This window comes from Nocardioides panaciterrulae (genome assembly GCF_013409645.1).
Taxonomy (GTDB): domain Bacteria; phylum Actinomycetota; class Actinomycetes; order Propionibacteriales; family Nocardioidaceae; genus Nocardioides; species Nocardioides panaciterrulae.
In genome coordinates, this window is record NZ_JACCBG010000001.1 from 3,439,006 (window position 1) to 3,465,827 (window position 26,822).

Sequence of the window (26,822 nt, forward strand, 5' to 3'; positions counted from 1 at the left end):
CGCCGGTCCCGGGAATGGCGCCCCGGGCCGGCGGCGTTCGGCCCTGCACCGGCCTCTTCTGGCCCGGCACATCTTCCAGGAGAGGACACGATGGGCGCGCACACGCTGGTCACGGAGCGCAGGACCGACTACCGGGTGACGTTCGTGGTGCTCTGCCTCGGCGTCGCGTCGTTCTCGCTGCTGCAGTCGATGGTCAACCCGGTGCTGCCCACGATCGAGCAGGCCCTGGACACCGACCAGGAGACGGTCACCTGGGTGCTGACCGCCTACCTGCTCTCGGCGTCGGTGTTCACCCCCATCGTGGGCCGGGTCGGCGACAAGGTCGGCAAGGAGCGGATGCTGGTGGTCACGATGGCCGCGCTCACGATCGGCTCGCTGGTCGCCGCGCTCGCGCCCACCATCGGCGTGCTGATCGTGGCCCGGGCCGTGCAGGGCATCGGCGGCGGCGTGCTGCCGCTGACCTTCGGCATCATCCGTGACGAGTTCCCCCGGGAGAAGGTCTCCGGCGCGGTCGGTACGTCGGCGGCGCTGCTGGCCGTGGGCGGGGGTGTCGGCCTGGTGCTGGCCGGTCCCGTGGTCAACGCGCTGAGCTACCACTGGCTGTTCTGGCTGCCGATGGTGATGACGCTGGTCGCCGGCGTGGCCGCCGCGGTGTGGGTGCCGGAGTCGCCGGAGCGCACGCCGGGCCGGATCAACGTCGGCACCGCCCTGCTGCTCTCGGCGTGGCTGGTGGCGCTGCTGCTCGGCGTCAGCCAGGGCCACACCTGGGGCTGGACCTCGGGCCGGGTGCTCGGGCTGTTCGTGCTGGCCGCGGTGCTGCTGCCGGCGTGGGTGCTCGCCGAGGCCCGCAGCGACCACCCGCTGGTCGACATGACGATGATGCGGATCCCCACGGTCTGGACGGTGAACCTGGTCGCGCTGCTGTTCGGCATCGGGATGTACTCGATGTTCGCGTTCCTGCCCCAGTTCCTGCAGACCCCCGACGTCACCGGCTACGGGTTCGGCGTCTCGGTGACCGAGTCCGGCCTGCTGCTGCTGCCGCAGACCGCCGCGACCTTCGTCGCCGGGATCATCTCGGGCGCGCTGGCCCACCGGTTCGGCGCCAAGGCGGTGCTGGTGGCCGGCTCCGCGCTCACCGCGGTCGGCACCCTCGGGCTCACGCTCGCGCACGGCGCGCTCTGGCAGGTCGTCGCCGAGACCACGCTGCTCGGGCTGGCGTTCGGCCTCGCGTTCGCGGCGATGTCGAACCTGGTCGTCGACGCGGTGCCGCAGTCGCAGACCGGCGTCGCGAGCGGCATGAACGCCAACATCCGCACCGTCGGCGGCGCGATCGGCGGCGCGGTCCTGGCCAGCGTGATCACCGCGGGGATCCGGCCCGACGGCCTGCCGGTGGAGTCCGGCTACACCAACGCGTTCGGCGTGCTGGTCGCGACCTCGGCCCTGGCCGCGCTGGTGGCGGCGTTCGTGCCGGTGATCCGCGCCCGGACCCACGTGGTGCCCGGCCCGCAGGCCGCCTGGGAGGCCGAGCACCACCCGGAGGCGGCCGACACCGCCGCTCACTGAGCCGCCGGCGGCCCGGGCCGGCGCGCCCGGTCCCGACCCCGTCGCCCGCCGGCCCGCCTCAGGCCCGCTCGACCATCGTGAACGGCACGGTCATCACCGCCCGCCCGACCTGGAGGTGGTAGCGGGTCCGGCCACGCTTGACCAGCGTGCCCGCGACCCCGTCGTACTTCCGCCCGGGGCTCACGATCCGCACCCGGTCCCCGATCCGCAGCGGCACGCCCGGGAGCGCGCCCGCCCCCGCCGGCGAGGGCTCGCGCAGCCGCGCGAGCGCCTGGTCGTAGCTCGTCAGCATCGGCGCCGGCGTCCCGCGGAAGGTCCAGCTGAGCAGGTGGGCCAGGTCGAACCGGGGCGCGCAGTCGCGGCAGGAGGCCGGCCGTTGCGGGCGGCGATGGCGGGTGACCCGATGGCCGGCCGGGCAGGTGCCGACCCAGTCGCCCTCGAGCGCGGGGACGTCGGCGCTGACGCAGCGCTCCCCGGTGCAGCCGATCCGCCGGGCGACCGCACGCCAGGCCTGGTCGTGGCCGTGGCTCGGCCCGACCAGCGCGTGCGCGATCTCGTGCAGCAGCGTGTCGCGGACCTCCGCGACCGGGTGCAGCCGGGTCAGCGGCGCGCTCAGCCCGATCTGCCGCACCCCGGCCCGGCACACGCCGGCCCGGCGCTTGGCCCGGTCGAAGACCAGCGTCCAGTCGCCCAGCCCGTGCTCGTCGAGCAGCCGGCGCCCCATCGTCGCCGCCTCGGTCAGGTCCATCTCGCTCCTCGGGCCGCCTGCCGGCCCACCTCCACGACGGCCACCCCGGCCGTCGTGGGAACACCCTAGGAAAGCGCGCCGACGACCGGCGCCGGCGCCCACCGGCCGGTGGACCCCGCCGACGGGACGCCGACCTGTGGACGCCGGACGGGCCGGTGCGGCCGGGACTTGGCCGGGAGCAGGCCGACGCCAGCGACCCTCAGCCGTCGCGGTCGGCCAGGTAGGCCGCGACGACCTCCTGGGGGACCCGGCCCTTCGCCGAGACCGGCAGCCCCTGCTGTCGGGCCCACACGCGGACCTGCGCGGCGGTCGGCGGCGCGGGCGCCAGCGGCGCGCCTGCGGCCAGACGGGCGACCGCCTCGCTGCCCGCCCGTTCCTCCTCGGCGCCCACCGACGCCGCGGCCAGGAAGCGGTAGGTCCACTCCTGGGCCAGCTTGCGGGTCTCGCAGAACACGATCGGCACCATCGGCCACCGCACCTGGCACTCCCCCAGCATGTCGGCGACCAGCGCCGGGCGCACGTGCTCGAGCCGGAAGACCGCCGAGTAGCGGTCCTCGACCACGACCGCGGCCCGCGGCAGCGAGGCGAGCTCGGTGAGCTGGTACTTCAGCTTGCCGGTGGTCAGCGAGCTCACCAGGTCGGCGAGGCTCTTGCGCTCGACCGCGGCCAGCACGGTCCCGCCGCGCACGATCCCGTAGTCGCCGGCGGCCAGGCGGCCCCGGACCGTGGTCACCTGCTGATCGGGGAACCCGTAGGCGTAGCGCTCGTGGCTGTCGACCACGATCTCCAGGCCGGCCTGCCCGAACGCCCGCGCGGTCGGCAGGTCGACCGCCGGCCGCGCCTGCTTGGCGGTGCGGGCGGTCTGCCAGAAGATCGCCGGCCGGCCGCCGCGGACCCGCGCGAAGACCAGCTGCGACCGGTTCTCCCGCCCGCGGTCCAGCACCAGGTCGATCGCCGCGCCCCGGCGTACGCAGCTGCGCACCGGCACCCGCTCGACCACCTCGGCGTCCTCGGGCCAGGCGTCGACGCGGTGGCAGTAGATCTTGGCGGTGCGCGGCCAGGTGTCGCGCGCCTTGAGGATGATGCCGCCGGGGCCGAGCGGGATCCGCAGGAGGTAGGGCAGGGTCGAGTCGCCGTCCGGGTTCCGGGCGATCACGAAGTCCTCGGGCACCGGGCCAGTCTGGCAGCCGGGAACGGCTGTGGATCGAGGTTGCGGGAGACCGGCGTGTGCACGCCCTTTGGGCCGTGCGGCGGCCGCTGTGGAGAGCCCCGCGCGGAGCCCCGTCGGCCGGGTCATGATCGCGGTCCCGGACCCGCCACCGAACGCGGAGGACACGCCATGACCGCACCCGCCGTCCGCGGGCACGTCGAGCTGCACGAGGTGCTCGCCGACCTGATCTCCGACCACGGCCCCCAGGACCCGGCCACGCTGGCCGCCCGCGTCCGGCGGCGGCTGCGGGACGCCCGGGTCACGGCCGAGGGCGTCGAACTGGCCGCCGACGCGGCGGCCACGCTGGTGCGGCGGCCCGACGGGCGCGTGGACCACCTCGCGCACGTGCTGGACGGCATCGTGCTGACCCACCGGGTGCGCGGCGCGCTGGGCGGGCGCACCGACCTGTGGCTCGGCCGCGGCGCGCAACCGTTCCTCAGCCTCGCCCGCCTGCACCCCCTGCCGCTGGCGTCGGGCGGCGAGGCGCGGATCTCCGCCTCGGGGGCGCCGGTGCTCGTGGGTCCCGCCGGCTGGCTGCCCGCGGCCCGGCGCGGCGACCTGGTGGGCCTGCGCTGGCGCGACGGCCGGCTGTCGGTCTCGCTCGTCGACCCCGCGCACCTGGCCGGGCCGCGGGAGGAGCTGCACGTCCGCACCCTGATGGCCCAGCGGTTGGTCCAGCGGTTGGCCCAGCGGTTCGCTCGCGACTACGGGTCTGGCGAGGACGACCCGGAGCAGCTCGAGGCCCTGGTCGTGCGCTGCCTGGCCCGGGCCCGTCTCGAGGATCCCGGCCTCCTGTCGACGCCGCACGCGCCGCTCGACGAGATCCTGCACGACCCGGTCGCGGTCCGCCCGGCCGACCTCTGGCGCGAGCTGGCGGGGGCCCGGGAGGAGGCTGGGGTGGAGCTCTGCCTCGAGGGCATGCCCGCGGCGCTGCACGCCGAGCTCGACCGGCGGGCACGGCGTCATGGCATGGCCCTCGACCAGTTCGTCATCGCGCTGCTCGGCCACCTGGCCTGGCGCACCCCGTGCGCCGAGGACCCCGAGGGCTGGGAGGGCCGGCTGCCCGCGCGGCCGAGGCTCACCCTGCTGCGGGGCGGCTCGTCGGGTCCGGTGCCGGCGCGGCCGGACGCCGCCGAGCCGCCCGAGCCGCCCGAGGCCGGCTGAGCGGGCTGGGGCGGGCTGGGGCGGGCTGGGGCGGGCCGCTCGTGGGCGGGCCGGGCGCGGGGTTATCCACAGATATGGTTCCGGCCCCCCACCCGGGCCCGGCCGGCGGCATCGTGGGCGGCGTACTGGTGCCGAGGCGGACGCGGGGGTCGTGCAGATGGTGGTGCTGCAGATCGACGGCGGCGGCTACCGGACCGCCGCCACCGCCTTCGCCGAGGCCAACCAGCTCACCGCGCTGGCCGCCACCCGCCTGCGCGGAGTCCTGGCGTCCTGTGGAGGCATGGCCGGGGACGACACCACCTCGGCCGCCTTCGCCGCTGCCTACGACGCGGCCGCCGCCGAGGCCGTCGCCTCGCTGGCCGACCTGACCGACGCGTGCACGAGCCTGGGCCACCTCACCCGCGCCACCCTGGACAACCACACCCGCGCCAACAGCCGCGCGGTCGTCGGCGGCGCGATCGTGTACGCCGGGGGCGGGCTGCCGGACGCCGGGGAGGACTCCGGCTACGTGACGGTGCTGCCCTGGACGCCGACCACCTCCCGGGGCGCCACGCCGCCGAACCTGCCGAGCCAGGTCGGCTGGATCCTGGCCCATCTCGAGGGGTTCGTGTGGCCGGGCGCCGACGTGGGCCGGCTCCGCAGGGCGGCGTCGGCGTGGCGGGCCGCCGCCGATGCGCTCGCCGACGTCGAGGGGTGCTGCGACAGCGCGGTGCGCGGCTTCTGGCTCGAGCGCTCCCCGGAGGTCCCGCGAGCCGTGGAGGCTACGGGGGCGCTGCGGGCGCGGACCGGAGCGGTCGCCGCCTCGCTCGCCGCGCTCGGGTCCGCCTGCGACTCCTACGCCGACGCCGTGGAGGCCAAGCACGCCGAGATCCTCGACCTGGCGGGCTGGGTGCTGGAGCAGGTGGTCGAGGGCGTCGTGATCAGCGTGGCGATCGGCGCGCTCACCGGGGGCGCCGGCACCGCCGCCGGCCTGGCCGCGGTCGCCGCCCGGGTGGCCGCGGAGTCACCCCGGTTCGCGGCGCTGCTCGAGGCCCTCCGCGTGCTGGCCGAGGGCTGCGCCGCCACCGTCCGCGCCGCGCGGGACGCGCTCAGCTCCACGCGACTGAACCTGGTCCGGTTCAAGGACGCCGCCGTGGCCCGGTCGCTCGCCCAGGGCGAACGAGGTGAGCTGCGGCTGGCCTGGACGCAGGGGCGGATCCGAGGGTGGCTCAAGCTCCACGAGCGGCCCCCCGGCCACACGATCGCGAGGCATGTCGGCAAGACGGATGAAGAACTTATCCAGCGCACGCAGCAGACGTCCGGGCCCCGAGTCGCCTCCTCCTTCACCGACGAGGAGGCCGCTGAGGCGGCGATCGCACGGGCCCTGGACCGTGACCGTGCGGGGATCGAGGCATGGCTCGCCAGTGGCAGCGGGGCGCCACACGAGGTGGACGCCGTGACGGCAGGACTGATCGGAAGGTGCGCTCGTCCAGACGGACTCGTCACCGATGCCCACGGGCTGCGTGTCGTGCTCATCCGCGATGCGACGATGCCCGAGGGCTTTCACATCCTGACCGCGTACCCGACCCCATGAGCATCCCTGGAGGCAACGTGAAGAGACCGGCCGTCGACACCCTCATGAAGGCCTACTTCCACCAGGACTTCGACGAGGTCTACGGCGGCATGTGGGAGACGGTCGATGCCTTCGTCGATGACGACCCACGCAACGCAGCCCGCGTCCTTGCCGAGATCCCGGAGCTGCTGTCTCTCTACTCCACGGACGAGCAACTCGAGCACTACCTGGACTCGCTGGGCTGCATGTACCGCTTCGAGGATCACGACGGCGGCTCCCGCCAGTGGCTGCTGGAGGTCGCCGACCGAGTCCACGCCCGCCTCCCCGACCACCGCTGACCGGCGGCCCGGCCGGTCCGGTCAGCTCGGAAGATCTGCCGCACCAGATGCGGCAGATCTTCCGAGATGGTCCACCAGCCCACCGGCCATCACCCCGACCGAAACTGCCCCGACCCCCGCTGGCCTGCTGTCCAGATCCCAGAGGAGAGGGTGAGCCACGTGGTGACCCAAGGTCTCCTCCGGGATCCGGCCGGCCGGCGCCGGCCGGGCCGACCGGCCCCGCCGGCCGCCCCGGTCAACCGACCTCAGGTGTCCTTGGTCTGCACCACCCGCCCGCGCCCCAGCAGGCTGTGCCGGTAGCCGTAGGAGGCGTAGATGACGACCCCGATCACGAACCACACCGCGAACCGGATCCAGGTGGCCGGCTGCAGTTGGGTGATCAGCCAGACCGAGAACGCGATGCCGAGGAGCGGGGTGAACGGCATCAGCGGCGCCCGGAAGGTCCGCGGCAGGTCCGGCGAGCGGTAGCGGAGCACGATCACCGCGACCGAGACGACGATGAACGCCAGCAGGATGCCGATGTTGGTCAGCTCCGCGGCGTCGACGATCGGCGTGAAGCCGGCGATGCCGGCCGAGACGATGCCGACGATCCACACCGGCCGCGAGGGCGAGTGGTGCTCATTGGTCTTGGCGAACCACGAGGGCAGCAGCCCGTCGCGCGCGATCGCGTACCAGACCCGCGAGGCGCCCAGCGTGAACGAGAACAGCACCGTGAAGATGCCGATGATCGCGCCGAACGCCACGACCTTGGCGAAGCTCGAGAGCCCCACCGACTCGAACGCGACACCGAACGCGGCGGCGTCGGCGAGGTCCGTGTAGTTCTGCATGCCGGTCAGCACCGTGGCGGCCAGCAGGTAGAGCACCATCGCGATCGCCAGCGAGAGCACGATCGCCTTGGGCAGGTTGCGCTCGGCGTCCTTGGACTCCTCCGCGGCGGTGCTCATCGCGTCGTACCCGAAGACCGCGAAGAACACGGTCGCCGCCCCGGTCGCCGCGCCCGAGAGCCCGTAGGGGAAGTACGGCGTGAGGTTGTCGCTCTTGACGTAGAACGCGCCCACCACGATCACCGCGAGCACGATCGCGATCTTCACGAACACCAGCCAGGTCTCCACCTTGGCCGAGGTCTTGATGCCGCGGTTGAGCAGCCACGCGACACCGAGGCAGAGCAGGACCGCGAACAGGTCGACGAAGTGCCCGTCGCCGGTGCCGGGGGCGCCGAGCATCCACGCGGGCAGGTCGAGCCCGAACGCGTCGAGCAGGAAGGTGATGTACTGCGAGACGCCGATCGCCACGACGGCGACGATCGCGGTGTACTCCAGCAGCAGGTCCCAGCCGATGAACCAACCGACGGACTCGCCGAGCACCGCATAGCCGTAGGTGTACGCCGAGCCCGCGCGCGGGATCAGCCCGCCGAACTCGGCGTACGACAGCGCCGCGCACGCGCTCGCGATCCCGGCGATGATGAACGACACCGAGACCGCCGGCCCCGCGTCGACCTTCGCGACCGGTCCGGCCAGCGCGAAGATGCCGGCGCCGATGATCGCGCCGAGGCCGATCGCGGTCAGCTGCCACAGCCCGATGCTGCGTTCCAGCCCGCTCTCGGAGCCGTCGTCCTCGATCGGCTTGCGCCTGAAGATCCCGGTCTGGGCCGCCACCCGCCGCCCTCCGGCCGATGTCTGGTCGGTCATCTCGTCTCCCTCTCCGTGGCCGAGCCCCCACCACAGAAACCTCCTACCTGGCGCCGTTCTCCGTCAACCGCTCGGGTCAAGAGGCGGACGTCCCGCAGGTCGTGGCCGCCGGACCTCGATCGGCTCGAGGGGCCGCCGCGGGCCCCGAGGCACTTGACCCTCATTGGGGATGGAGGGACGTCCCGCGCGGACCGACCATGGCCACAACCCATGGAGGCCGCCATGACCGAGCCCGCCCCGCTCGAGGGCCTGACCGACGACGCGCGTCTGGCCAGCCTCGGCTACCGCCCCCAGCTGAACCGGGTCCTGGGGTCGTTCGCCAACTTCTCGGTCGCGTTCACCTACCTCTCGCCGATGGTGGGCATCTACTCGCTGTTCGTGCTCGGCGTGGCCACCGGCGGCCCGGCGTACGTCTGGCTGACCTGGCTGCCGGTCATCGGGATGCTCTTCGTCGCGCTCGTCTTCGGCGAGCTGGCCAGCCACTACCCCGTGGCCGGGGCGCTCTACCAGTACTCCAAGTTCTCCGTCGGCCCGTCCTACGGCTGGTTCGTGGGCTGGTTCTACGGGATGGCGCTGCTGATCACCGTCGCCTCGGTCGACACCGGGGTCGTCGGCTACGTCACCGCGCTCAGCCACAACTGGTTCGGCACCAACTGGGACCCGACCAGCCACGCCACGATCCTGGCCGTCAGCGGCGGGCTGCTGATCATCCAGACCGTCTTGAACATCACCGGCGCGCGGGTGATGGGACGGGTCGCGCAGTTCGGCGTGTACGTCGAGATCGTGGGCACCCTCGGCATCGCGATCATCCTCGCGATCGACGGCTTCCACCACGGGCTGGGCTTCCTGTTCTCCACCCAGGACGTGCAGCACGTCGGCAGCAACCCGTTGGGGCTGGACTTCGGCGGGAACTGGTGGACCGGGGCGGCGCTGATCGCGGTGCTCGCCCCCGTCTACATCTTCTACGGCTTCGAGTCCGCCGGGGACATCTCCGAGGAGACCAAGGACGCGGGCGTGGAGGTGCCGAAGTCGATGCGCCGGGCGCTGGTCTGGGGCGGCGTGGCGTCGTTCGTGCTGACCGCCTCGCTGCTGCTGGCGATGCCGTCCGGCTCGGACCCGGTGGGCCGGACCGTGAACGGGGGCGGGGTGCCGTTCATCCTCGGCGAGCTGCCCAGCGGCCTGCAGGACTTCCTGCTGCTGATCGTGATCTTCGCGTTCTTCTCCTGCGGCACCTCGGTGCAGGGCGCCGGCAGCCGGCTGGCTTTCTCGTTCGCTCGGGACGGCGCGCTGCCCGCCTCGCGGTGGCTGGCCGCGGTGAACCCGCGCTTCAAGACCCCGACCAACGCGCTGCTCGGCGGCGCGGTGATCACCGTGCTGTTCATGCTGCTGGTCTTCTACTCGCCGTCGAAGGACGTCCACCTCGGCTTCATCACCTACCCGGCGAACATCAACGCGCTGGTCTCGCTGGTGTCGTTCGGCGTCAGCGGCATCTACCTCTCGTTCCTGCTCACGGTGATCGGCGTGATCATCGCGCGGGCCCGCGGCTGGGTCCCCGAGGGCCGCTTCCGGCTGGGCCGGTGGGCGTGGGCGGTCTACGTGCTCGCCGGGGTCTACCTCGCCCTGATGCTGCTCAACGTCGTCGCCCCCACCGGCCTGACCAGCCCGCGCGGCTACTTCAACCTCGACTGGATCACCCTGCTGGTGATGGTCGTCGTCGCGGTCGTGGGCGTGCTGTTCTTCGCGATCGGCCGACCGGATCGGGCGCTGGCCAGGCACCTGCACGACGAGGCGGAGGCCACCGGCGCCGAGCGCCACGACTGACGGCGGACCGGCTGGTGTCACGCTGCCTCGCCGAGGTCGGGCACCAGCTCCCGGCAGAGGGCGGCCGCGGGACCGGCGATGGTGTCGGCCAGGTGGCGGAGGGCGTCCCGGTCCTCCTCCCCCAGGAGCAGCGCCAGCCGGTCGGCGACGTGGGGTTGCAGCAGCGCGGCCGCGACGGACGGCCAGGGCGGCGCGTCCGGGCGGTGCTCGAAGTGTCCGGAGAGCGCGGCGAGCACCAGGCAGACGCAGTCCTCGGTCCACAGGCCGGACGCACCCACGTCGTGGTGGGCCAGCAGCTGCACCACCAGCGGCACGTCGGTGAGCAGCTCGAAGTCGTGGCCGCCGGTGCTGCACTGCTGCTCCGGCGCGGCCGAGTCGTCCTGGCAGGCCTCGGCGACCGCCTGGATCCACCCGTCGGGGTCGCCGGCGACCCGCATCGCGGTGTGCTCCGGCACGAACAGCGGGGCCGCCTCGAACATCGCGCCCTCCTCGATCGGCACCAGCCGGCCGAGCGCGCAGTCCCCGGGCCCGAGCAGGCTGGCGGCGCCCAGGTTCGGGGTCTCGACGGTCTCCCCGGTGCCGAGCACCGCCCAGCGCAGCAGCAGCGGATCCTCGGCGAGCAGCCGGTAGCCACCCATCGGGGTCCGCGCCCACTGCTCGATCCGGTCCGCGCCGGCGAGCAGGGCGGGGCTCGCCTCCCGGCGCAGGAACGAGTCGAGCCCGCCGAGCTCGTAGAGCACCAGCTGGCGGTGGACCCAGTCGTGGTCCATCACGTCCACCGCGGTCATCCCGAGCTCGCGCAGATCGCCACCGGGTGCCCCGCGGACCTGCAGCGCGACCTGCAGCGCCCGCTGATGGCGCAGCCGGTCCGTGGGTCCCAGCCCCTGTGCGGCCTGGGCGAGGATCCAGCGCGAGGTCGCCCACCGCGGCAGCACGGAGCCGAGCCTGGCCAGCTGCCACAGCCGGGTCACCCGCCAGGGCCGCCAGAACGGCTTGCCGTCGTGCCCGTAGGGCCGCCGCCCGATCACGTCCAGCGCCCCGGCCGCATCACCGCGGGCCTCGGCCGCGTCGCTGGCCCGCATCAGCGGCAGGAAGTCCTCGGACTCGGCGCGGATCGCGATCGGGTCCAGCCCGCCGCGGCCCGGCGTACGGCGTGGTGCCGGCCGCCGCTGCTGCTTGCGCGACCGGTTGTGTGGCTTGCGTCCCCGTGACTTTGGCATGCCCCCAGCCAACGCCGCCGCGGCGCGCTCCGCCAGACCGACTTCGCGACCTGTGGACAACCGCCGGCCGCGTGGCGCCGGGCCCGGCGGGTACCGGTGCGGCATGGCCACCGACGAGACCCAGGACCTGGTGAGCGCGCTGCTGGAGCGGCACGGCACGACGTACGCGGCGGACGCCGGCATCCGCCTCGCCGACGAGCCGGCGCCGCTGTGGCAGCTGCTGGTGCTCAGCCTGCTGCTGTCGGCGCGGATCCGTTCCTCGGTGGCGGTCGCCTCGGCGCGGGAGCTGTTCGCGGCCGGGTGCGGCACGCCGCGCGGCACCCGGGACCTGTCCTGGCAGGGGCGGGTCGACGCGCTGGGCCGGGGCGGCTACCGGCGCTACGACTTCCGCACCGCCACCCAGCTCGGCGAGCTCGCCGTTCGGGTGCTCGCCGAGTACGCCGGCGACCTGCGCCGGCTGCACGAGCGGACCGACGACCTCCATCGTGACCTCCAGCAGTTCAAGGGCATCGGCCCGGCCGGCGCCGCGATCTTCTGCCGGGAGGTGCAGGGCACCTGGACCGACCTGGCGCCGTACGTCGACGAGCTCGCCGCCCGGGGTGCCGACCGGCTGGGCCTGCCGACCGCACCGGAGCGGCTGGCCCGGCTCGTCTCACCCGAGGACCTCCCGCGGCTGGTCGCCGCCTGCGTCCGCGCCGCGCGGGACAAGACGGTCGTCGAGGACGTCCGCGGACGATGAGGCGCCGGGGCCGCCCCGGGCCGGCCCCGGGGGTCAGTGCCGCGCCGAGCGCGCGACGTCGCGGTCCATCACGAGGCCGGTGACACCGGGCAGCGCGGTGACCGCCCGGGCGTACGCCGGCGTGCGCCGGCCGGGGTGCACCCGCGCGGTGCGCCGCCGAGCCCCGCGCAGCACCGCCCGGGCCACCTGTTCGGCCGACAGCACCGGCAGCATGCTCGAGGCCTGCGCCTCGGTCGGTTTCAGCGGCACCTCGGCGGCCAGCATCGGGGTGTCGGTGTCGGGCGGGAAGACGCAGCCGACGTGCACCCCGTGCGGCTTGAGTTCGGCCCGCAGGCACTCGCACAGGCCGCGGACCGCGAACTTCGAGGGCGAGTACGCCGTGTAGCCGAACGGACCCACGAGCCCCGCGAACGACGAGATCGCCATCATCGCGCCGCGCCGCCGGGCCATCATCGCCGGTGCGGCGGCCCGGAGCGTCCACAGCGTGCCGAAGTAGTTCACCTGCATCTCGCGCTCGTGCTCGGCGGGGTCGAGCTCGGTGAAGTAGCCGGGCCGCACCACCCCGGCACAGGTCACCACCAGGTCGGCGGGTCCGTGCGCGGCCTCCGCCCGGGCCACGCCGGCGAAGGCCTCGTCGCGCCAGGCGACGTCGGTGGGCACCGCCAGCACCGCCCCGTCGTACGGCGGGGCCGTGAGCGCGACCAGGTCCGCGTCGTCGAGCGCGAGCACCGTGACCCGGGCGCCGGCCTCGACCAGCAGCCGCACCAGCGCCAGGCCGATCCCGCTCGACCCGCCGGTGACGATCGCGTGCTGGGCGAAGAACGGGTCGAGCTCCCGCGACCCGTCGTACCCGTGGGACTGATGGCGCATGGCGACCTCCTGGGACTGCCGGTCAGTGGTAGGTGAGGACCAGCAGGGCCGCGACGACCAGCACGGCCACCACGATCGCGGCGTTGAGCAGTCCGTCCCGCTCGCGGGCATACAGGCCGTGCTGGGCGTAGTAGGCGGCGTCGATCACGCCGAGGAACGTGAGCATCCCCGCGGCGACGAGGCCCAGCGTCGGGCCCCACGGCTCGTCGAGGACGGCCAGCACCGCCGAGACGACCAGCACCGTCGCGCACAGGCTGTCGGGGAAGACGAAGACCCGCTCGTGCTCGACGTAGCCGACCGGCTGCCAGGGCTCGGCGTGCGGCTGGCGGAACCAGGTCGCCCAGAAGGCGCCGATCCCGGCCGCGGTGCCGACCTGGACGACCGCGGTGACCCAGACCAGCGGGTCGTCGGTCACGGGCCCGGCGCGGCGACGCGCTCGCGGGCCTCCTCGGTGACCACGTCGCGAGCGTAGACGTCGGCGAGGGTCTCGGCACGCTTGACCATCCGGGCCTGGGTGCCCGAGACCAGCACCGAGGCCGGCCGCGGCAGCGCGTTGAAGTTCGAGGCCGAGCTCTCCTGGTAGGCACCGGTCTCGAGCAGCGCGATCACGTCCCCGGTCCTCACCGGCGGCAGGTGCGCACCGAGCACGATCTGGTCGGCGAAGCAGGAGTGGCCGACCAGGTCCGCGGCCAGGCTCGCGGGCCCGTCCACGTCGTCGGCGACCACGAACGGGTGCCGGTTGTGCTCGAGCACGCCGCCGGCGAGGAAGAAGTACGTCGTGTCGAGCAGCACCCAGGCGTACGGGATCGGCTCGCTCTGCCGCTTCACCTTCTTCACGCGGGTCAGGTGGATGCCGGTGTCGCCGTAGAGGCTGCGGCCGGGCTCGAGCTGCAGCCGCATGCCCTGCAGGTCCAGGCCCTCGCGGGTGAGCTCCCGGCGCAGCGTCGAGGTGATGGTGGCGGCGAGCTCCTCGATCGTGGGCGGCTCCTTGCGCACGCGGTGCCCGGTCAGCGCGGGCACCAGCCGGCCCATCATCCGGTGGTAGGTCTCCTCCCCGAGCCGGCGGGCCCCCACCATCAGCGGGTAGCCCGCGGCGGTGAGCAGGAACTCCGAGCGCGCCATCTCCTCGTTGTGCGGGTCCCGGGGGCTGGGCATGCCGCCGCCGATGTCGAGCTCGGCGGGCCGCCAGCCGTCCCAGGCGCGGCTGAGCTCGCCGACGAGGCGGGCGTAGCGGGTCATCAGCCCCTCCCAGAACCACAGGCTCGGGTGGTGCCGGCCGACGTGGAAGTGCAGGCCGACGAGCTCGACGTTGGACATCGCGAACACCCGACGGCCCATGTCGACGAGGTACTCCCGCGGGATGCCCGACTTGTAGACCTGCACGCCGAGGTCGATCGGGACGCTGAGCTGGCTGAAGTCGGTGCGGCGCCACAGGTTGGGTACGGCGGCCTTGCACCGCAGCCGCACCTTCGCGACGTCGCCGAGCTCGGCGGCCACCTCCTGGATGAGGTCGATCTCGTCGACGTCCTCGACGGTGATCCGCACCCCGGCCGCCACGCAGGTGCGCAGGTGCTCGCGCGACTTGCCGCCGCCGTTGACCGAGACCCGTTCACGGTCCACGCCGGTGCTGAGCACGCCGGCGAGCTCCTCGGGCGAGTAGATGTCCGCGCCGGCGCCCTCCTCGCTGAGGATCCGGCGCAGCTCGAGCAGCGTGTTGGCCTTGAACGCGGGCAGCACGTCGACCGGCCCCTCGGGCCACTCGGCCCCGAACGCGTTGCGGAAACGGTGCAGGTTGCCGCGCAGCTGGGCCTCGGAGAAGACGAACAGCGGTGACCCGAACTCCTCGACGAGGTCGGACGCGGGTCGTTCCTCGACCCACAGCCGGCCGTCGCGCACCGACAGCGTGTCGGCGGGGCCGGGCCGCCTGGTCACGGCGTTCCTGGGCTTGGGCATGGCGCCACGCTCTCGTTCGACGGTGGGGGCTTCTCGTCCAGCGAACGTCGGGCGTGCCCCCGCCACCAGGGACCGTGGTCCCGGATCGCCCCGGGTCCCCGCTGCGGGGCGGCACCCTGGTGGAGCGCCGCCGGGGAGGAGCCCCGGGCGACCACCCGTCCTCCCGTTTGAAGGCTCTTCTTACCTGCGGTGGGGGCAGTGAGCGACACGACCTGAGCGCCTGACCCAGACAGGGGTCGAGGCCTTCCAGGATCGGTAGCGACCAAGCTGACCGACCGAAAGGCCTCGACGATGCTCGAGCCTACGGCGTGCGACCGCGCGCGCCCACGTTCTCAACGCTCCTGCTACTGCGACCGGTGTGACCTCCTCGTCGGCCTCGATGGGTTCCACGTCATCGGCGTCGGCGAACACGCCGGCGCGGTCCGTGTCGTTGTCGAGACACCGCCTGAGCCGACGGGCTGTCGTAGGTGTGGGGTGATCGCACACAGCCACGGTCGACGCGACGTGCGCCTGATCGACGTGCCCTGCTTCGGGCGCCCGGTCCGGCTGGTCTGGCGCAAACGAACGTGGCGCTGCGGCGAGGAGAAGTGCACGGCCAGGTCGTTCACCGAACAGCGCGAGGATCTGGCGGGCCCGCGGGCGTTGCTGACGGTGCGTGCGTGCTGGTGGGCGATCAACCAGCTCCGCCGCGAGCACGCCTCGGTCGCCGGCCTCGCGCGGCAGCTCGGCACGACCTGGCGCACGCTATGGCGCTCGATCGAGCCGCTGCTCGAGGCCATGGCCGTCGACCCGGCACGCTTCGAGAACGTCACCAGCCTGGGCGTGGACGAACACATCTGGCACCACGTCTCGACCAGACCGATCAAGGACGGCGGCCGCGGCCCGAAAGAGCTCACCGGGATGGTCGACCTGAGTCGTGACCAGGAAGGACGCGTGCGTGCGCGGCTGCTCGACCTGGTCCCGGGCCGATCCGGCAAGGCCTACGCCGACTGGCTCGAAGAACGCGGCAACGCCTTCCGCGACGGCGTGAAGGTCGCCGCCCTGGACCCTTTCCAGGGCTACAAGACCGCGATCGACGACAAGCTCGAGGACGCCGTCGCGGTGGTTGATGCGTTCCATGTCGTGAAGCTCGGCACCGCCGCGGTCGATGAGTGCCGGCGCCGGGTCCAGCAAGAGACCCTGGGTCGCCGCGGCCGCAAGGGCGACCCGCTCTACGGCATCCAGAAACTGCTGCGCGCGGGCGCGGAGAAGCTCACCGACAAGCAGTGGGCCAGATTCGAGAAAGCCATCGCAGCCAGACCCGATGAGCACCTGCAGGTCTGGATCGCCTGGTCGTGCGCCCAACAACTCCGCACCGCCTACCGCCACCCCGATCCGGCCGAGGGCCGCAAGATCGCGACCAAGATCCTCGACTCGTTCCCGACCTGCCCGGTCCCCGAGATGGCCCGACTCGGTCGCACACTGAAGCGCTGGAAAGAGGCGTTCCTGGCCTACTTCGAGACCGGCCGATCCAACAACGGCGGCACAGAGGCCATCAACGGCCTGATCGAGCTCCATCGACGCGTGGCCAGAGGATTCCGCAACCGCGAGAACTACCGCCTACGCATGCTGCTCATCGGCGGCGGGCTCAGCCACCCCCACCTGAAGTAAGAAGAGCCCGTTTGAACATACATTTGTTCAAACGGGAGGACCCCCCGCTGGCCGGGCCCGGCTCACTCCGCGCCGAGCGAGAGCCAGTAGTCGTTCAGCGCCCGGTTGGTCTTCACGAACCACACGATCGACCCGACGAAGAAGAACCAGCCGAGCAGCAGCGCCCAGAGCCCGGTCATCGCGGTGACCGGTGGTTCCTCGCCCCGGCGCTCGTAGAGCCTGCCGACCTCGTGGGAGTTGAAGAACGGCATCACGAAGCCGACGAAGATCGCGAGGAGCAGCGCCACCGGGCCGCCGAGTCCGGTGCCGGTGTGCTGCTTCATCTCGTCGTGGGTCTTGTAGTACCAGTACAGGCTGTAGAAGCCGAGCGTGACGACTGTGAGCAGGATGCAGGTCCCGGTCTCGCGCACCTGGCCGCCCGGCCCGGCCGCGGTCGGCGGCACTCCGCCGTACGCCGGGGTCGGCGCGCCGTACGCCGGGGTCGGAGAGCCGTACGCCGGGGTCGGGGAGCCGTACGCCGGGGCGGCGGGTGACGGCGGTTCCTCGCCCGCGGGCGGCGACCCGGAGCCGGTCTCGGTCGGCTTGTCGGGCTGCGGCTCGTCGACTTCGGACATGGTGGTTCCTCCTCGGGGCTGCGGGCGATCCGGATCAGCCGGGCGGGGGCAGCCGGCCGGTGTCAGCCGGGCGGGCGTCCTACCGGTGGTAGCGGACCGACGCGGTCGGGCCGCCCAGCCGTTCCGGCGTCGCCGCGGGCTGGCCCGCGCGGGCGGTGTCGATGCCCACCCGGAGGAGCTCGCGCAATTGCGCGTCGCAGTCGGCCTCCGAGGTGGCGGAGGTGGCGATCCCGCGGACCGCACACGCCATCACCCCCGGCGCCGAGCGCTTCTCGAACGCGGTCGTGGTGATCGGTCGGCCGCCGGACAGCCGCCGTGCCCACGTCACCGCGCGGGGGCGGTCGTCCAGGGCCCGGCGTACGGCGGCGGCGTGCGGCACCGAGCCGGACGGCAGCTGGGCCGCGAACTCGTCGCAGCGCAGCAGGCCCGCCACCAGCGCGCGCATCGAGGACTCCGACACCTCGGGCAGCGCCTGCAGCGCGACCGCCGCGGTCAGGTCCACGACCCACGACAGGCCACCGCCGCGCAGCCCGATGACCGACGGCACGAGCGGGAGCAGGTCGCCGCGATGCCGGTCGCTGGTGTGGTCGTTGACCGACCGGGCCAGCTCGGCCAGCACCGGATGGGTGCACGCCGGATGATCGCTCCATCTCTCGCTGGCCAGCACGGACGCCAGCTCCATGAAGCAGGCGCCCCGGCGCGGATTGCGGTGCTTGCCGCGCGACAGGATCGGAAGTCCGTCCGGGATCTCGGTATTCGCCATGAGCACACCTCCGCGACCAGCATGCGCCCGGCCGCGAGACACGATCAAGGACGAACGGCCCGCGCGGAAAGGGCGCCGCAGGCGCAACATGCACCGAGGTCCGCGACGCGCCGGCCGGCGCCGATCGGATCAGGACGGGCGGGCCAGAGCGGTGTGTCAGGACGGGCGGCGGGTCAGGGCGTGCTGCCGGCGACCGGCTCGCAGGCGATCCCGTCGGCACCGGGGTCCAGCCTCCGGTTCGCCCGGTAGACCGCCGGCTGCACCGCGGGGGCCCGTCCCCCGGCGGCCAGGTGCCGCACCGCACGGCGGGTACCCACGCCGTCGGGGTAGTCCGCACGCAGCGCCTCGCAGTCCTCGTAGACCGTCGGCCCCAGCGGCACCTGCGTCGCGGTCACGGGCGGGTCGAGGAGGTCGATGAGCCGGGGCAGGGAGCTGGCCAGCGCGCCGGCGCCGAGCACCAGCGTCAGCGCCAGCACCAGCCCCAGTGCGAGGAGGCGGCCGGCGCCGCCCCTCCTCCTCGGCGCGGTACGCCGGGGCCGGCGCGGCCCGATCGGGCGGACCGGCGCGGGCGACCGCGCACCCGCCCGCGCACCCGCCCGCGGACCCGAACGCGGGCCGGAACGCGGGCCGGGCGAGCCCGCGGGCCCGGGGCCGGGCTTGGGTCCGGGCCTGGCGCCGGGCCGGGTGCCGGAGCCCGAGTCGGGCGCCGGCCGGTCACCCCGGGCCGCGGCCCGGAAGGCCAGGTCCAGCTCGACCGCGGCGGCGCGCTGCTGGTCCTCGGTGAGCACCGCCGGGCCGCCCTGCAGCGTCTCGCGCAGGTTGCCGGTCGAGCAGACCATCACCTCGTGACACCAGCCGGTGAGCGGCTCGTCGCGGACGAAGCACAGCACCGAGCGGGTCGCGGCACAGGCCTCCGGGCCGAGCAGGCCGGCCACCGCGAGGGCCGCGTCGCCCGCGGCGGCGACGACCTTGTCCTGCCGTCGCCCGTTGGCGCGGAAGGTCTGGTCGCCGAGCTCGATCCGGCCGCTCCAGTTCTTGGCGTCGACGACGAAGACGCCCGGCGGCCCGACGACGACATGGTCCAGGTTGGCCCGCTGGCGGCCCGGCCAACGCACGTCGTGGAAGACCGCCCACCCGTCCGCGCACAGCTGGTCGAGGATCGCGCCGGTGGCCTGCTCGCCGCGGGCGCCCTGCTCGTAGCGCTCCGCAGCCCTCAGCAGCCGCTCGGCCTTCTCGCGCTGCCGCCGCGCCAGCTCGTCGGCCGACTCTCCCGCCACGTCCGCTCCCCGTCGTGCCACCCGTGAGGCCACCCGTTCGAGCCACCCGTCGTACTGCCGCCGTACTGCCGCGTCCAGGGGACCATCGGCCCGCGCGACGGCGGACTTGAGCCGACGCCGAGGCCGACGCCGGCTCCGGCGACCGAGGTGGTAGGCCACCATGCCCACGATCGTCCTATGGAGAGGGGCACAACCGTGCCCCTCTCCACAGCGCCCGCGAACCCGCCCCAGACCGCCCGGCACCCCCGGCGCTGCCCGCCTGACCGGGCGGCTGACCGGGCTACGACAGCGTCTTCGCCCGCGCGATCACCGAGCCGACGTGCCGGAACGCCTCGCTGGTGTCCACCTCCGGGTCCACGCCCTCCTGGAACAGCACGATGATGTCGGAGCCGCCGAAGAGGAAGTAGCCGAACTCCTCGCCCTTGGCCACCTGCGCCCCGGGCACCGCGCTCATGTTCACCGAGGCGACGTGCGACATGCCGACCGGGACCACCGCGACGATGCCCAGGTCGCCCAGCCCGGAGGCCGCGGTGTCGATCGTGAGCACGCCCCGGGTCTGGGAGAACTCGTAGCCGCTCTTGGCGCTGTCCTTGGACTGCAGCTCGCCGTCGGTGAGGTCGACCTGCATGAAGACCCGGCCCTGGATGGTGAAGGACTCCTTGATCTCCCCGGCCACGGGCACGTGGTAGCGGTGGTACGCCGAGGGCGGCAGCATGTAGTGGGCGAAGGTGCCGTTCGCGAACGCGTCGGCGTACTTGCTGCCCTCCAACAGCTGCTTGATGTTGCCGTAGCGGTGGGTCTCCTTGATCCGCGTGGCCGGGATGTTGGACTCGGCGTCGATGTCGTAGGTGCGGATGTAGCTGCAGTCGGCCGGCGAGGTGACCACCCGGTTGTCGCCCGGCTCGCTGATCGGACGCAGGCCCGGGTTGAGCTCGCGGGCGAAGAACTGGTTGAAGGTCAGCCAGCCGCTCGGCATGTTCGGGCGGCCGTCGATCATCGACTCCTCGATGGTGTACTCCGGCGCCTCCTTCAGGAACGACTCGAGGATCTCCTCGCTGAAGGACTCCGGGGTGTCGAGGAAGCTGCCCCACTGCCGGGCGAACTCGGTCAGCCAGTCGCGGAACTCCTCGTCGTTCTGCGCGACCGCCGACTCGTCCTCGTCGACCTTCTGGTCGATCAGGAAGAAGAAGTGCGAGAGCCGGTCGGCGACCTCCTTGGCGTAGCGCTCCCCGGGGGAGGAGACCCTCCACGCCGGATTGTCGGTCTGGCGCGGGATCCAGCGGATGAACCCCTCGAGGTAGTCGTAGTACGCCGGCAGGTCGGCCGGCCAGTCCAGCGTGTTGCGCAGCTCGGCGTTGAGCTCGGTCTCCGCGCGCTCCCGCGCCCGGACGAGCGACTTCTCCAGCAGCGGTCGAAGGTCGCCGCGCCGGTCGACGAGCTTCTGCAGGTCGGACACGATCTGGTGAGCCTCGGGCAAGGCGTGCTCCTTCTCGGAATCGGGCCACCGGCCGGAGCGCTCCGGAACGGGCAGCCGGGTTGATCAGGTTGGTCGGGCAGATAGGTCGGGCAGCGCGCCCGAGCGGCCGCCCCCTTGTCGCGTACCCGTCCTTGCCCTCGCGCAATCAACGACCGGGAGATCAGCGGGCGGGGCCGGCCTCGGCCGGGCGCCCGGTCTCCTGCGACCCGTCGCCCGCCGACCGGTCCCGGGCGGGCAGCGCGATCCCGGTCTCGGCGATCTCGGTCAGCGTCGCGCCGAGGTGGTGCAGGTGCCGGATCACCGGGTCCTCGTCGCGGGCCGAGCGGTGGTCGCGGAAGAGCGCGACGTCGCTGCGGCGCAGCGGGTGCTCCGCCGCGGGGGCGCCGGCGCCCATGCCGGTGGCCAGCAGGGCGCTGACGGCGTCGGCGAGCGCGCGGGCGGCGGCCACGGTGACGGCGGGGTCCTCGAGAGGGCGTCGCTGCGCCGCCTCGACCAGCGCGCGGCACTGGGTCACCGCGGTCACGTAGAGCCCCAGTCGCCGGCGGGTCCGCCGCGGCGAGTGCCCCAGCACCAGCGGCCGGGTCAGCGGCCGGGCGACCAGCGCGATCCGCCGCGCGCGGTCGTCGAGCGCCCGGACCAGCCCGTCGAGGTCGACGCGCTCGCCGTCGGCGAACTTCGCCACGCCCTCGAGCAGCTCGCGCAGCGACTCCAGCAGCTCCTGCCGCGCCGAGCGCACGGTGTCGCGGGTGGACAGCGGCGCCAGCACCATCGCGACGAGAACGCCGACCACCGCCCCCACCGCGGTCTCGCCGAGCCGCAGCTCCAGCAGCTGGTCGCTGAAGCTGCCGAGCACCGTGTAGAGCTGGCCCAGCAGGATCGTGATGAAGAACGTCATCGCGGCGTAGGAGATCTTCACCAGGTAGAACGCCATGAAGATCGATCCGAGGATCGTGGCGAAGATCGCGACCTGGTTGCCCACGGTCAGGTGCGCGAGCAGCACCGCCGCGAACAGCCCCAGCAACGTGCCGCCGATCCGGGCCGAGCCCTTGATCATGGTCTCGGCGCGGGTGCCGGTGCCGGTGAACGTCACGAACGCCGCAATCACCGCCCAGTAGTAGCGGGTCGGCGAGAGCATCGTGCCCAGCCCGATCGCGATCACCCCGGCGAGCGTCACCTGCACGGCCTGGCGGGTGGTCATCGAGAGCCGGCCCATCGGGTTCCAGCGGGCCGCACGCACCGGCACGTCGCGGCTGACGGCGGGCGCCCCCGGCAGGTTGCCGAAGACCAGTCCCACGGCGGCCTCGAACTCCTCCTCGCCCGGGTCGACCTCCGGCGGGTGGTCGACGGCGGCGTCGAAGCGCAGGAACTCCCGGACGCCGTACGCCAGGTGCCGTGCCGGCCACCAGTCCTCGTCGCCGGCCTCCCGCGCGGCGTCGGCCAGCCGGTCGAGCCGCTCGCTGGCCACGGCGGCGGCGTGGTCCCGGCGCCGGGCCAGGTGGTCGACCGTACGGCGCGCCTCGGCCACCAGCTCGTCGGAGGCGTCGCGCAGCGCCACGGTCGCGCCGGCGAACCGCTCCACCGCCTGCTGCATCTCCAGCGTGCGGCGGCGCAGCGCGGCCGCCGACCAGCCCTCCGGCAGCGCGCCCGGCTCGGCGGACCACGCCTCGGCCAGCAGCGCGGTCTCGGCCAGCGCGGCCTGCTGCCCGGCCAGCGAGCGCAGCGCCCGGCCGTGGGCCCGCGAGCCCAGGTCGGGGGCCTCGAGCAGGTCCACGCACTCGCGGGCCACCGCTCGCCCGCGCGCGAAGCAGGCGCCCAGCGTCGACTGCAGCACCCGGCGCGGATCGGTGTGGAAGACCGTCGAGCTCAGCACCCACACCCACGCCGTGGACACCACCGACGCGACCAGCAGCTCGGGCACCAGCCCCCAGCTGGCCTTCAGGAAGGTCGCGAAGAAGAAGCCCATCCAGGCCATGAACCCGTAGAAGAAGAAGTCGATGCCGAAGCGGCGCACCCAGACCGCGAGGAAGAGCGCGGCCGCGAAGCCGACCACCTGCAGCAGCTGGTGCCCACCCGACAGCGTGCCCGGCACCAGCCCGACGGCCACAGCGAGCGGGAAGTACGCCGCTGTCCGGGCCGCCGCCGCCCGGGGCTTGGCGACCAGCGCGTTGGAGCACATCATCGCCACAACCGCGCCGAACATCGTGGTCGCGAACGCCACCGGTCCCGACCACCCGAGCAGCCACGCGAGCAGCAGCAGCACCGGCAGCGCCGTACCGACCGACGCCGTCGCGTTCAGCGCCTGCTTGAACCGGCCCATTCCCGGGTCCGAGGCGGCGATCCGGTCCCGGGTCTCCAACAGGATTCGACGGACCTCGGGCACGGTTCCGATGGTCCCAGACGGGCAAAGAACAGGCGAACCACGGCGCCCGCTCGCACCGGGTGGGCGAGCGAGCGCCGGCGGGCTCCGCCCCGCCCGGCCGGGGTCAGCTGCAGGTGCTCGGCGCCGGCGTACCGGCGAACCGCGCCGCCAGCCACGCCTCGGCCTGCGGGATGAACGCGGCCCCCGCGTCGCTGTGGTTGGCGCCCTGCAGCTCCACGGTGGAGACCGGCACGCCCTGGGCGCAGTACTCCGCGGCGAGCCTGGCCTGGTCGGCGGCGACCATCACGTCGTCGCCCTTCCCGTCGTGGTTGCCCCACAGCATGAACATCGGCGCGCCCGGGTGGCCCTTGGCCGAGCCCATCTTCAGCCGCTTCATGATCCGGTGGAAGGCAGGCACGGCCAGGAGGTGCTCGTAGCGCTTCTTCATCAGGTGCTTGATGGTGAGGTTGGGGAACTCCCCCGACATCTCGCCGATGCACTGGTGCGACTCGGTGCGCGCCACCTTGCGGCCCCACTTCGACAGGTAGTGGTCGAGGTTGAGCCCGTAGGCCCGGCTGATCCCGATCATCGCGCCGGGGATCACGTCGGACCACTCGGGGGTGCCGTCGACGTAGGGCAGGTTGTGCCGCAGGTTGGCCGGGATCCCGCCGAGCGCGGTGCCGACCAGGTTCATCCGCGGGGCGCGGTGCGGCTGCAGCTCGCTGGCCCAGTCGGCGGCGATCGAGCCGCCGGAGTAGCCCATCATCCCGACCGGCGTGGCCCTCCGGTCGAGCTTCAGCGCCCGCAGCGTCGCCTCGATGCCGTCGAGCGTGCTCACGCCGGCCTCGCGGCCGGCGACCCAGTGCAGGTCCTGGTTCTCGAAGTCCGGCACGGTCACGATGTAGCCCTGGCCGGCCAGGCTGTTGACGGTGGCCTGCTCGAGGCCGGTCAGCTGCTGGTTGGCCGCGCCGGGGTCGCCGCCGCGCAGCGTGTAGGACGGGTCGCACTTGGCCGACAGCGCGTCATAGAAGGAGAGGTACGCCGCCACTCGGGGCGCCGTCGTGCCGGTGGCCGGCTCGACCACCGTGGTGACGGTCGCGACCGCGTGCCCCTGGGTGTCGGTCGTGCGGTAGAGGATCTGCTCGGCCGGCAGCGGGGTCTGGCCGGTGCTCGCGCCCAGGGTCACGTCGCGGGTCTTCAGCGGGGTCCCGGGCGCGATCTTCCGCAGCGGCTTGGCGCCGTCGTAGGTGTAGAACGGGTCCTTCGCGGGCCGCACCAGCCCGTCCGAGGCGGCGGCGGCCTCCGCCGGCGCACCGGTCGGTACGGCGGTGACGGTGGCCGCGACCGCGGCCGCCAGCAGGGCCAGGGCGGTGGATCGAAGACGCACGGCGTTCCTCCTGCAGTTGATCCGGTCGCCCTACCAACGACGCTCGCGGCCGTTCGTCACGCGATCGCTAGCACACCTTCACGGCCAGCCAGCCGAGCATGGCGCCGACGATGCCGAGGATCACCACCTGCGGGCCCAGCCCGGGGCCGTCGTCGAGGACCAGGGCGGCGACGAGCAGGGTGACGGCCGCGCCGAGCGCCGAGGCGAGGATCTGGTTGCGCATCAGGTGTTCCGTTCTGTGGTGGAGGGAAGGGGGTCGAGGCGAGGGCCGGGGCGCTCACCCGCAGGACAGCAGCCCCGCGGCCTGGTGGCGCGCCCGACGCTGTCACCCGGTTAGGCGGCGACGCTTCCTAGCCGGCTGACAGGGTGGCGCGCATGCCGGACACCGCGACGCGCCTGCTCTCCCTGCTCCAGGGGGACCGCGACTGGACCGGCGGCGAGCTGGCCGAGCGGCTCGGGGTCAGCGGGCGCACGGTGCGCACCGACGTGGACCGGCTCCGGGAGCTGGGCTACGACGTGCGCGCGACCCCCGGCGTGGGTGGCTACCGGCTGGGGCACGGCGGCACCAGCCTGCCGCCGCTGCTGCTGGATCGCGACGAGGCGGTCGCGGTGGCGGTCGGCCTGCGCACCGGGGTGAACTGCATCATCGGCGGCATGGAGGAGACCTCCGTGCGGGCGCTGGCCAAGCTGGAGCGGGTGCTGCCCGCCCGGCTGCGCCAGCAGGTCCGCCTGCTCAACCGCTACACCGTCCCGCTGCCCAGCGCCCAGCCGGCGCCGGTGGTCGACCCCGCGGTGCTCACCGAGCTGGCGGGCCGCTGCGACCGGCGCGAGCGGGTGCGGTTCTGGTACGACGCCGCGCCGGCCGCCGAGGCCGAGGGCGACCGGGCGGCGCACGAGGTCGAGCCCCACCGGCTGCTCAGCCGCGGCCACCGGTGGTACCTGCTGGGCTTCGACGTCGCCGCCGACCGATGGGCGGCCTTCGAGGTGCACCGGCTGCACCCTCGGGTGCCGGCCGGTCCGCGGTTCGAGCCGCGCGACCCGCCCGGCGACGTCGAGGGCCAGCTCGCCGAGCTGCTGCCCCGCACCACCTGGCGGCACGAGGCGTCGGTGACGCTGCACGCGCCGGCGGCCGACGTGGCTCTGCTCTCCGCGGAGGGCGTGCTCGAGCCGATGGACGATCGCCGCTGCCGGGCGCGGATCGGCGGCGAGACGCTGACCGCGATCGCGCTGACCCTGGCCCGCCTCGGCGTCGACTTCACCGTGCACGACCCGCCGGAGCTGGTCGAGGCGGTGCGGCGGCTCGGCGAGCGGTTCGGCCGGGCGACGCAGGCCGACCCACGGTGACCCGCGTCGGTTGGCCCGCAGCCCGGCCCGCAGCCCGGCCCGCGCCCCGGTCAGGCGTCGGAGCGCTCCGCCTCGCTGCGCAGGACGCAGAACTCGTTGCCCTCGGGATCTTGCAGCACGGCCCATCCGGTGCCGTCCGGGCGGCGCTGGTCGTCCCACAGGGTGGCGCCGAGGTCCAGCAGCCGCGCCACCTCCTGGTCGCGCTGCTGCTGCTGCGGCTCCAGGCACAGGTGCAGCCGGTTCTTGGTCGCCTTGGGCTCGGGCACCCGGAGGAAGAGCAGGCTGCGCCCGCCCTCGACGTCGAAGCCGGCCTCGTCCGCGCCGGGGGCATCCTCGGGATCCATCGCGACGCCCAGCACCCGGCTCCAGAAGAGCGCCAGGGCGTAGGGGTCGGCGCAGTCGATGCAGGTGTTGCGGATTCGCGAGGCCATCCCGGGAGTGTGGCGCCCCCGGGTCCGGGGCTCAAGGTGTTTGCGGTGCGCGGCACCCCCGCGCGTAAGGTCCGGGCCGATGCCTGCTGAGGACCTCGACGTCGACCCGAAGCCCCGGAGCGTCCTCGCCGCCCTGCTGCGACCCACCGGCTTCCGGCTGCTGCTGCCCGGCGGCACGGTCCCCGGGATCGAGGCCGCGGCCCGGGACGCTGAGGTGCCCCGCAGCTACCGGCTCACGGTCCGGGACGGGGTGCTGGTGCTGCGCTACTACGGCGGCGGCGGCATCTCGTCGCCGACCTGGTCGGTCAAGGGCCGCCTGGAGCAGACCGGCGACGGGGTGCGCCTCGAGGGGCGGCTGCGCTACCTGCTCGACCGGCTGGCCACCGGGATGTTCGTGGTGTTCACGCTGTTCCTGTTCGGCGTCGCGGTGGTGCTGGCCATCCAGCGGGGACCGGGCGACAGCGACGTCCGGGGCGCCTTTCTCGCCGGTCTCGTGATGTCGGTCCCGACCGGTCTCCTGCTCTTCTTGATGCCGGGCGTCGCGGCGCGCCGGAGCGCCCGGGCCGCCGAGCTCCTGCACGGCGCGCTCCTGGGTGACTGAGCCGATGGGCGTCGCTTCCGTTTCAGGGCGGCGCTGGCACGACGGGGCGACCG

General features: G+C 73.7%; 24 protein-coding genes. 9 read left to right on the forward strand and 15 right to left on the reverse strand.

Going from position 1 to position 26,822, the window contains the following annotated elements; all coding sequences use genetic code 11:
• Nucleotides 1–90 precede the first annotated feature (90 nt).
• A complete protein-coding gene (locus BJZ21_RS16365) occupies nucleotides 91–1,563 on the forward strand; it encodes an MFS transporter (protein WP_179664729.1) in 1,473 nt (490 codons plus the stop codon).
• Between the two features lie 58 nt (nucleotides 1,564–1,621).
• Here the strand turns inward: BJZ21_RS16365 and BJZ21_RS16370 are convergent, their stop codons facing one another.
• A complete protein-coding gene (locus tag BJZ21_RS16370) occupies nucleotides 1,622–2,311 on the reverse strand; it encodes a SprT-like domain-containing protein (protein WP_179664730.1) in 690 nt (229 codons plus the stop codon).
• Nucleotides 2,312–2,510: 199 nt separating this feature from the next.
• Entirely contained in the window at nucleotides 2,511–3,482 is a 972-nt protein-coding gene (locus BJZ21_RS16375) for an ERCC4 domain-containing protein (protein WP_343052181.1), read from the reverse strand.
• Between the two features lie 168 nt (nucleotides 3,483–3,650).
• On the opposite strand from BJZ21_RS16375, the gene BJZ21_RS16380 reads away from it, so the two are divergent.
• The 3 genes from BJZ21_RS16380 (at nucleotide 3,651) to BJZ21_RS16390 (ending at nucleotide 6,575) form a co-directional block, all read left to right on the forward strand.
• Nucleotides 3,651–4,685 carry a hypothetical protein gene (locus BJZ21_RS16380; RefSeq protein WP_179664731.1) on the forward strand — a complete coding sequence of 345 codons (1,035 nt, stop codon included), beginning with the start codon at nucleotides 3,651–3,653 and terminating at the stop codon, nucleotides 4,683–4,685.
• Nucleotides 4,686–4,842: 157 nt separating this feature from the next.
• On the forward strand, nucleotides 4,843–6,258 hold the full coding sequence (locus tag BJZ21_RS16385; RefSeq protein ID WP_246299692.1) for an RNase A-like domain-containing protein: 1,416 nt from the start codon (nucleotides 4,843–4,845) through the stop codon (nucleotides 6,256–6,258).
• On the forward strand, nucleotides 6,255–6,575 hold the full coding sequence (locus tag BJZ21_RS16390; protein ID WP_179664733.1) for a contact-dependent growth inhibition system immunity protein: 321 nt from the start codon (nucleotides 6,255–6,257) through the stop codon (nucleotides 6,573–6,575). The genes BJZ21_RS16385 and BJZ21_RS16390 overlap by 4 nt, the downstream gene beginning before the upstream one ends.
• Nucleotides 6,576–6,820: 245 nt before the next feature.
• Here the strand turns inward: BJZ21_RS16390 and BJZ21_RS16395 are convergent, their stop codons facing one another.
• Nucleotides 6,821–8,263, reverse strand: coding sequence for an amino acid permease (locus tag BJZ21_RS16395; protein ID WP_179664734.1), 1,443 nt, complete (start codon nucleotides 8,261–8,263; stop codon nucleotides 6,821–6,823).
• A gap of 222 nt (nucleotides 8,264–8,485) precedes the next feature.
• Between BJZ21_RS16395 and BJZ21_RS16400 the strand changes: the two genes are divergently transcribed.
• Nucleotides 8,486–10,084, forward strand: coding sequence for an APC family permease (locus BJZ21_RS16400; protein WP_246298516.1), 1,599 nt, complete (start codon nucleotides 8,486–8,488; stop codon nucleotides 10,082–10,084).
• A 17-nt stretch (nucleotides 10,085–10,101) separates the two neighbouring features.
• On the opposite strand, the gene BJZ21_RS16405 is transcribed toward BJZ21_RS16400, so the two are convergent.
• Nucleotides 10,102–11,304 (reverse strand): hypothetical protein, encoded by a 1,203-nt coding sequence (locus BJZ21_RS16405; RefSeq protein WP_179664736.1) that lies wholly within the window; start codon nucleotides 11,302–11,304, stop codon nucleotides 10,102–10,104.
• 103 nt (nucleotides 11,305–11,407) lie between these two features.
• On the opposite strand from BJZ21_RS16405, the gene BJZ21_RS16410 reads away from it, so the two are divergent.
• On the forward strand, nucleotides 11,408–12,043 hold the full coding sequence (locus tag BJZ21_RS16410; RefSeq protein WP_179664737.1) for an HhH-GDP family DNA glycosylase: 636 nt from the start codon (nucleotides 11,408–11,410) through the stop codon (nucleotides 12,041–12,043).
• A 33-nt stretch (nucleotides 12,044–12,076) separates the two neighbouring features.
• Here the strand turns inward: BJZ21_RS16410 and BJZ21_RS16415 are convergent, their stop codons facing one another.
• Genes BJZ21_RS16415 through BJZ21_RS16425 form a run of 3 tightly spaced genes read right to left on the reverse strand, consistent with a single transcriptional unit; the run spans nucleotide 12,077 to nucleotide 14,866 of the window.
• Entirely contained in the window at nucleotides 12,077–12,913 is an 837-nt protein-coding gene (locus BJZ21_RS16415; RefSeq protein ID WP_179664738.1) for an SDR family NAD(P)-dependent oxidoreductase, read from the reverse strand.
• 22 nt (nucleotides 12,914–12,935) lie between these two features.
• Entirely contained in the window at nucleotides 12,936–13,328 is a 393-nt protein-coding gene (locus BJZ21_RS16420; RefSeq protein WP_179664739.1) for a hypothetical protein, read from the reverse strand.
• Entirely contained in the window at nucleotides 13,325–14,866 is a 1,542-nt protein-coding gene (locus tag BJZ21_RS16425; RefSeq protein WP_179664740.1) for a diaminopimelate decarboxylase family protein, read from the reverse strand. Before BJZ21_RS16425 ends, BJZ21_RS16420 begins: the two co-directional genes overlap by 4 nt.
• Nucleotides 14,867–15,157: 291 nt before the next feature.
• On the opposite strand from BJZ21_RS16425, the gene BJZ21_RS16430 reads away from it, so the two are divergent.
• A complete protein-coding gene (locus BJZ21_RS16430) occupies nucleotides 15,158–16,516 on the forward strand; it encodes an ISL3 family transposase (protein WP_218851431.1) in 1,359 nt (452 codons plus the stop codon).
• Between the two features lie 62 nt (nucleotides 16,517–16,578).
• Here the strand turns inward: BJZ21_RS16430 and BJZ21_RS16435 are convergent, their stop codons facing one another.
• From BJZ21_RS16435 to BJZ21_RS16465, 7 genes are all read right to left on the reverse strand, one after another.
• On the reverse strand, nucleotides 16,579–17,130 hold the full coding sequence (locus BJZ21_RS16435; protein WP_179664741.1) for a DUF4234 domain-containing protein: 552 nt from the start codon (nucleotides 17,128–17,130) through the stop codon (nucleotides 16,579–16,581).
• 79 nt (nucleotides 17,131–17,209) lie between these two features.
• Complete coding sequence (locus tag BJZ21_RS16440; protein ID WP_179664742.1) at nucleotides 17,210–17,893, reverse strand: hypothetical protein; 684 nt, start codon at nucleotides 17,891–17,893, stop codon at nucleotides 17,210–17,212.
• Between the two features lie 173 nt (nucleotides 17,894–18,066).
• Nucleotides 18,067–19,170, reverse strand: coding sequence for an NERD domain-containing protein (locus BJZ21_RS16445; protein WP_218851523.1), 1,104 nt, complete (start codon nucleotides 19,168–19,170; stop codon nucleotides 18,067–18,069).
• Nucleotides 19,171–19,450: 280 nt separating this feature from the next.
• Nucleotides 19,451–20,647, reverse strand: coding sequence for a phosphatidylserine decarboxylase (locus BJZ21_RS16450; RefSeq protein ID WP_179664744.1), 1,197 nt, complete (start codon nucleotides 20,645–20,647; stop codon nucleotides 19,451–19,453).
• A 160-nt stretch (nucleotides 20,648–20,807) separates the two neighbouring features.
• Nucleotides 20,808–23,027, reverse strand: a complete 2,220-nt coding sequence (locus BJZ21_RS21855) for an FUSC family protein (protein ID WP_179664745.1) — start codon at nucleotides 23,025–23,027, stop codon at nucleotides 20,808–20,810.
• A gap of 103 nt (nucleotides 23,028–23,130) precedes the next feature.
• A complete protein-coding gene (locus tag BJZ21_RS21170) occupies nucleotides 23,131–24,393 on the reverse strand; it encodes a lipase family protein (RefSeq protein ID WP_179664746.1) in 1,263 nt (420 codons plus the stop codon).
• Between the two features lie 67 nt (nucleotides 24,394–24,460).
• Nucleotides 24,461–24,616 carry a hypothetical protein gene (locus tag BJZ21_RS16465; protein ID WP_179664747.1) on the reverse strand — a complete coding sequence of 52 codons (156 nt, stop codon included), beginning with the start codon at nucleotides 24,614–24,616 and terminating at the stop codon, nucleotides 24,461–24,463.
• Nucleotides 24,617–24,768: 152 nt separating this feature from the next.
• Here BJZ21_RS16465 and BJZ21_RS16470 point away from each other — a divergent pair, with 152 nt between their 5' ends.
• Nucleotides 24,769–25,737 (forward strand): helix-turn-helix transcriptional regulator, encoded by a 969-nt coding sequence (locus tag BJZ21_RS16470; RefSeq protein WP_179664748.1) that lies wholly within the window; start codon nucleotides 24,769–24,771, stop codon nucleotides 25,735–25,737.
• Between the two features lie 50 nt (nucleotides 25,738–25,787).
• On the opposite strand, the gene BJZ21_RS16475 is transcribed toward BJZ21_RS16470, so the two are convergent.
• Nucleotides 25,788–26,168, reverse strand: coding sequence for a VOC family protein (locus BJZ21_RS16475; RefSeq protein ID WP_179664749.1), 381 nt, complete (start codon nucleotides 26,166–26,168; stop codon nucleotides 25,788–25,790).
• A gap of 79 nt (nucleotides 26,169–26,247) precedes the next feature.
• On the opposite strand from BJZ21_RS16475, the gene BJZ21_RS16480 reads away from it, so the two are divergent.
• On the forward strand, nucleotides 26,248–26,769 hold the full coding sequence (locus BJZ21_RS16480) for a hypothetical protein (protein ID WP_179664750.1): 522 nt from the start codon (nucleotides 26,248–26,250) through the stop codon (nucleotides 26,767–26,769).
• Nucleotides 26,770–26,822 lie beyond the last annotated feature (53 nt).

Bases quoted from the DNA above. Each gene is read 5' to 3' on its own strand.
- BJZ21_RS16430 (WP_218851431.1), top strand. From the start codon at position 15,158: ATGCTCGAGCCTACGGCGTGCGACCGCGCGCGCCCACGTTCTCAACGC.
- BJZ21_RS16465 (WP_179664747.1), bottom strand. From the start codon at position 24,616: ATGCGCAACCAGATCCTCGCCTCGGCGCTCGGCGCGGCCGTCACCCTG.
- BJZ21_RS16480 (WP_179664750.1), top strand. From the start codon at position 26,248: ATGCCTGCTGAGGACCTCGACGTCGACCCGAAGCCCCGGAGCGTCCTC.
- BJZ21_RS16410 (WP_179664737.1), top strand. From the start codon at position 11,408: ATGGCCACCGACGAGACCCAGGACCTGGTGAGCGCGCTGCTGGAGCGG.
- BJZ21_RS16470 (WP_179664748.1), top strand. From the start codon at position 24,769: ATGCCGGACACCGCGACGCGCCTGCTCTCCCTGCTCCAGGGGGACCGC.
- BJZ21_RS16425 (WP_179664740.1), bottom strand. From the start codon at position 14,866: ATGCCCAAGCCCAGGAACGCCGTGACCAGGCGGCCCGGCCCCGCCGAC.
- BJZ21_RS16435 (WP_179664741.1), bottom strand. From the start codon at position 17,130: ATGTCCGAAGTCGACGAGCCGCAGCCCGACAAGCCGACCGAGACCGGC.
- BJZ21_RS16395 (WP_179664734.1), bottom strand. From the start codon at position 8,263: ATGACCGACCAGACATCGGCCGGAGGGCGGCGGGTGGCGGCCCAGACC.
- BJZ21_RS16370 (WP_179664730.1), bottom strand. From the start codon at position 2,311: ATGGACCTGACCGAGGCGGCGACGATGGGGCGCCGGCTGCTCGACGAG.
- BJZ21_RS16385 (WP_246299692.1), top strand. From the start codon at position 4,843: ATGGTGGTGCTGCAGATCGACGGCGGCGGCTACCGGACCGCCGCCACC.
- BJZ21_RS16365 (WP_179664729.1), top strand. From the start codon at position 91: ATGGGCGCGCACACGCTGGTCACGGAGCGCAGGACCGACTACCGGGTG.
- BJZ21_RS16475 (WP_179664749.1), bottom strand. From the start codon at position 26,168: ATGGCCTCGCGAATCCGCAACACCTGCATCGACTGCGCCGACCCCTAC.
- BJZ21_RS16390 (WP_179664733.1), top strand. From the start codon at position 6,255: ATGAGCATCCCTGGAGGCAACGTGAAGAGACCGGCCGTCGACACCCTC.
- BJZ21_RS16400 (WP_246298516.1), top strand. From the start codon at position 8,486: ATGACCGAGCCCGCCCCGCTCGAGGGCCTGACCGACGACGCGCGTCTG.
- BJZ21_RS16440 (WP_179664742.1), bottom strand. From the start codon at position 17,893: ATGGCGAATACCGAGATCCCGGACGGACTTCCGATCCTGTCGCGCGGC.
- BJZ21_RS16380 (WP_179664731.1), top strand. From the start codon at position 3,651: ATGACCGCACCCGCCGTCCGCGGGCACGTCGAGCTGCACGAGGTGCTC.
- BJZ21_RS16405 (WP_179664736.1), bottom strand. From the start codon at position 11,304: ATGCCAAAGTCACGGGGACGCAAGCCACACAACCGGTCGCGCAAGCAG.
- BJZ21_RS16415 (WP_179664738.1), bottom strand. From the start codon at position 12,913: ATGCGCCATCAGTCCCACGGGTACGACGGGTCGCGGGAGCTCGACCCG.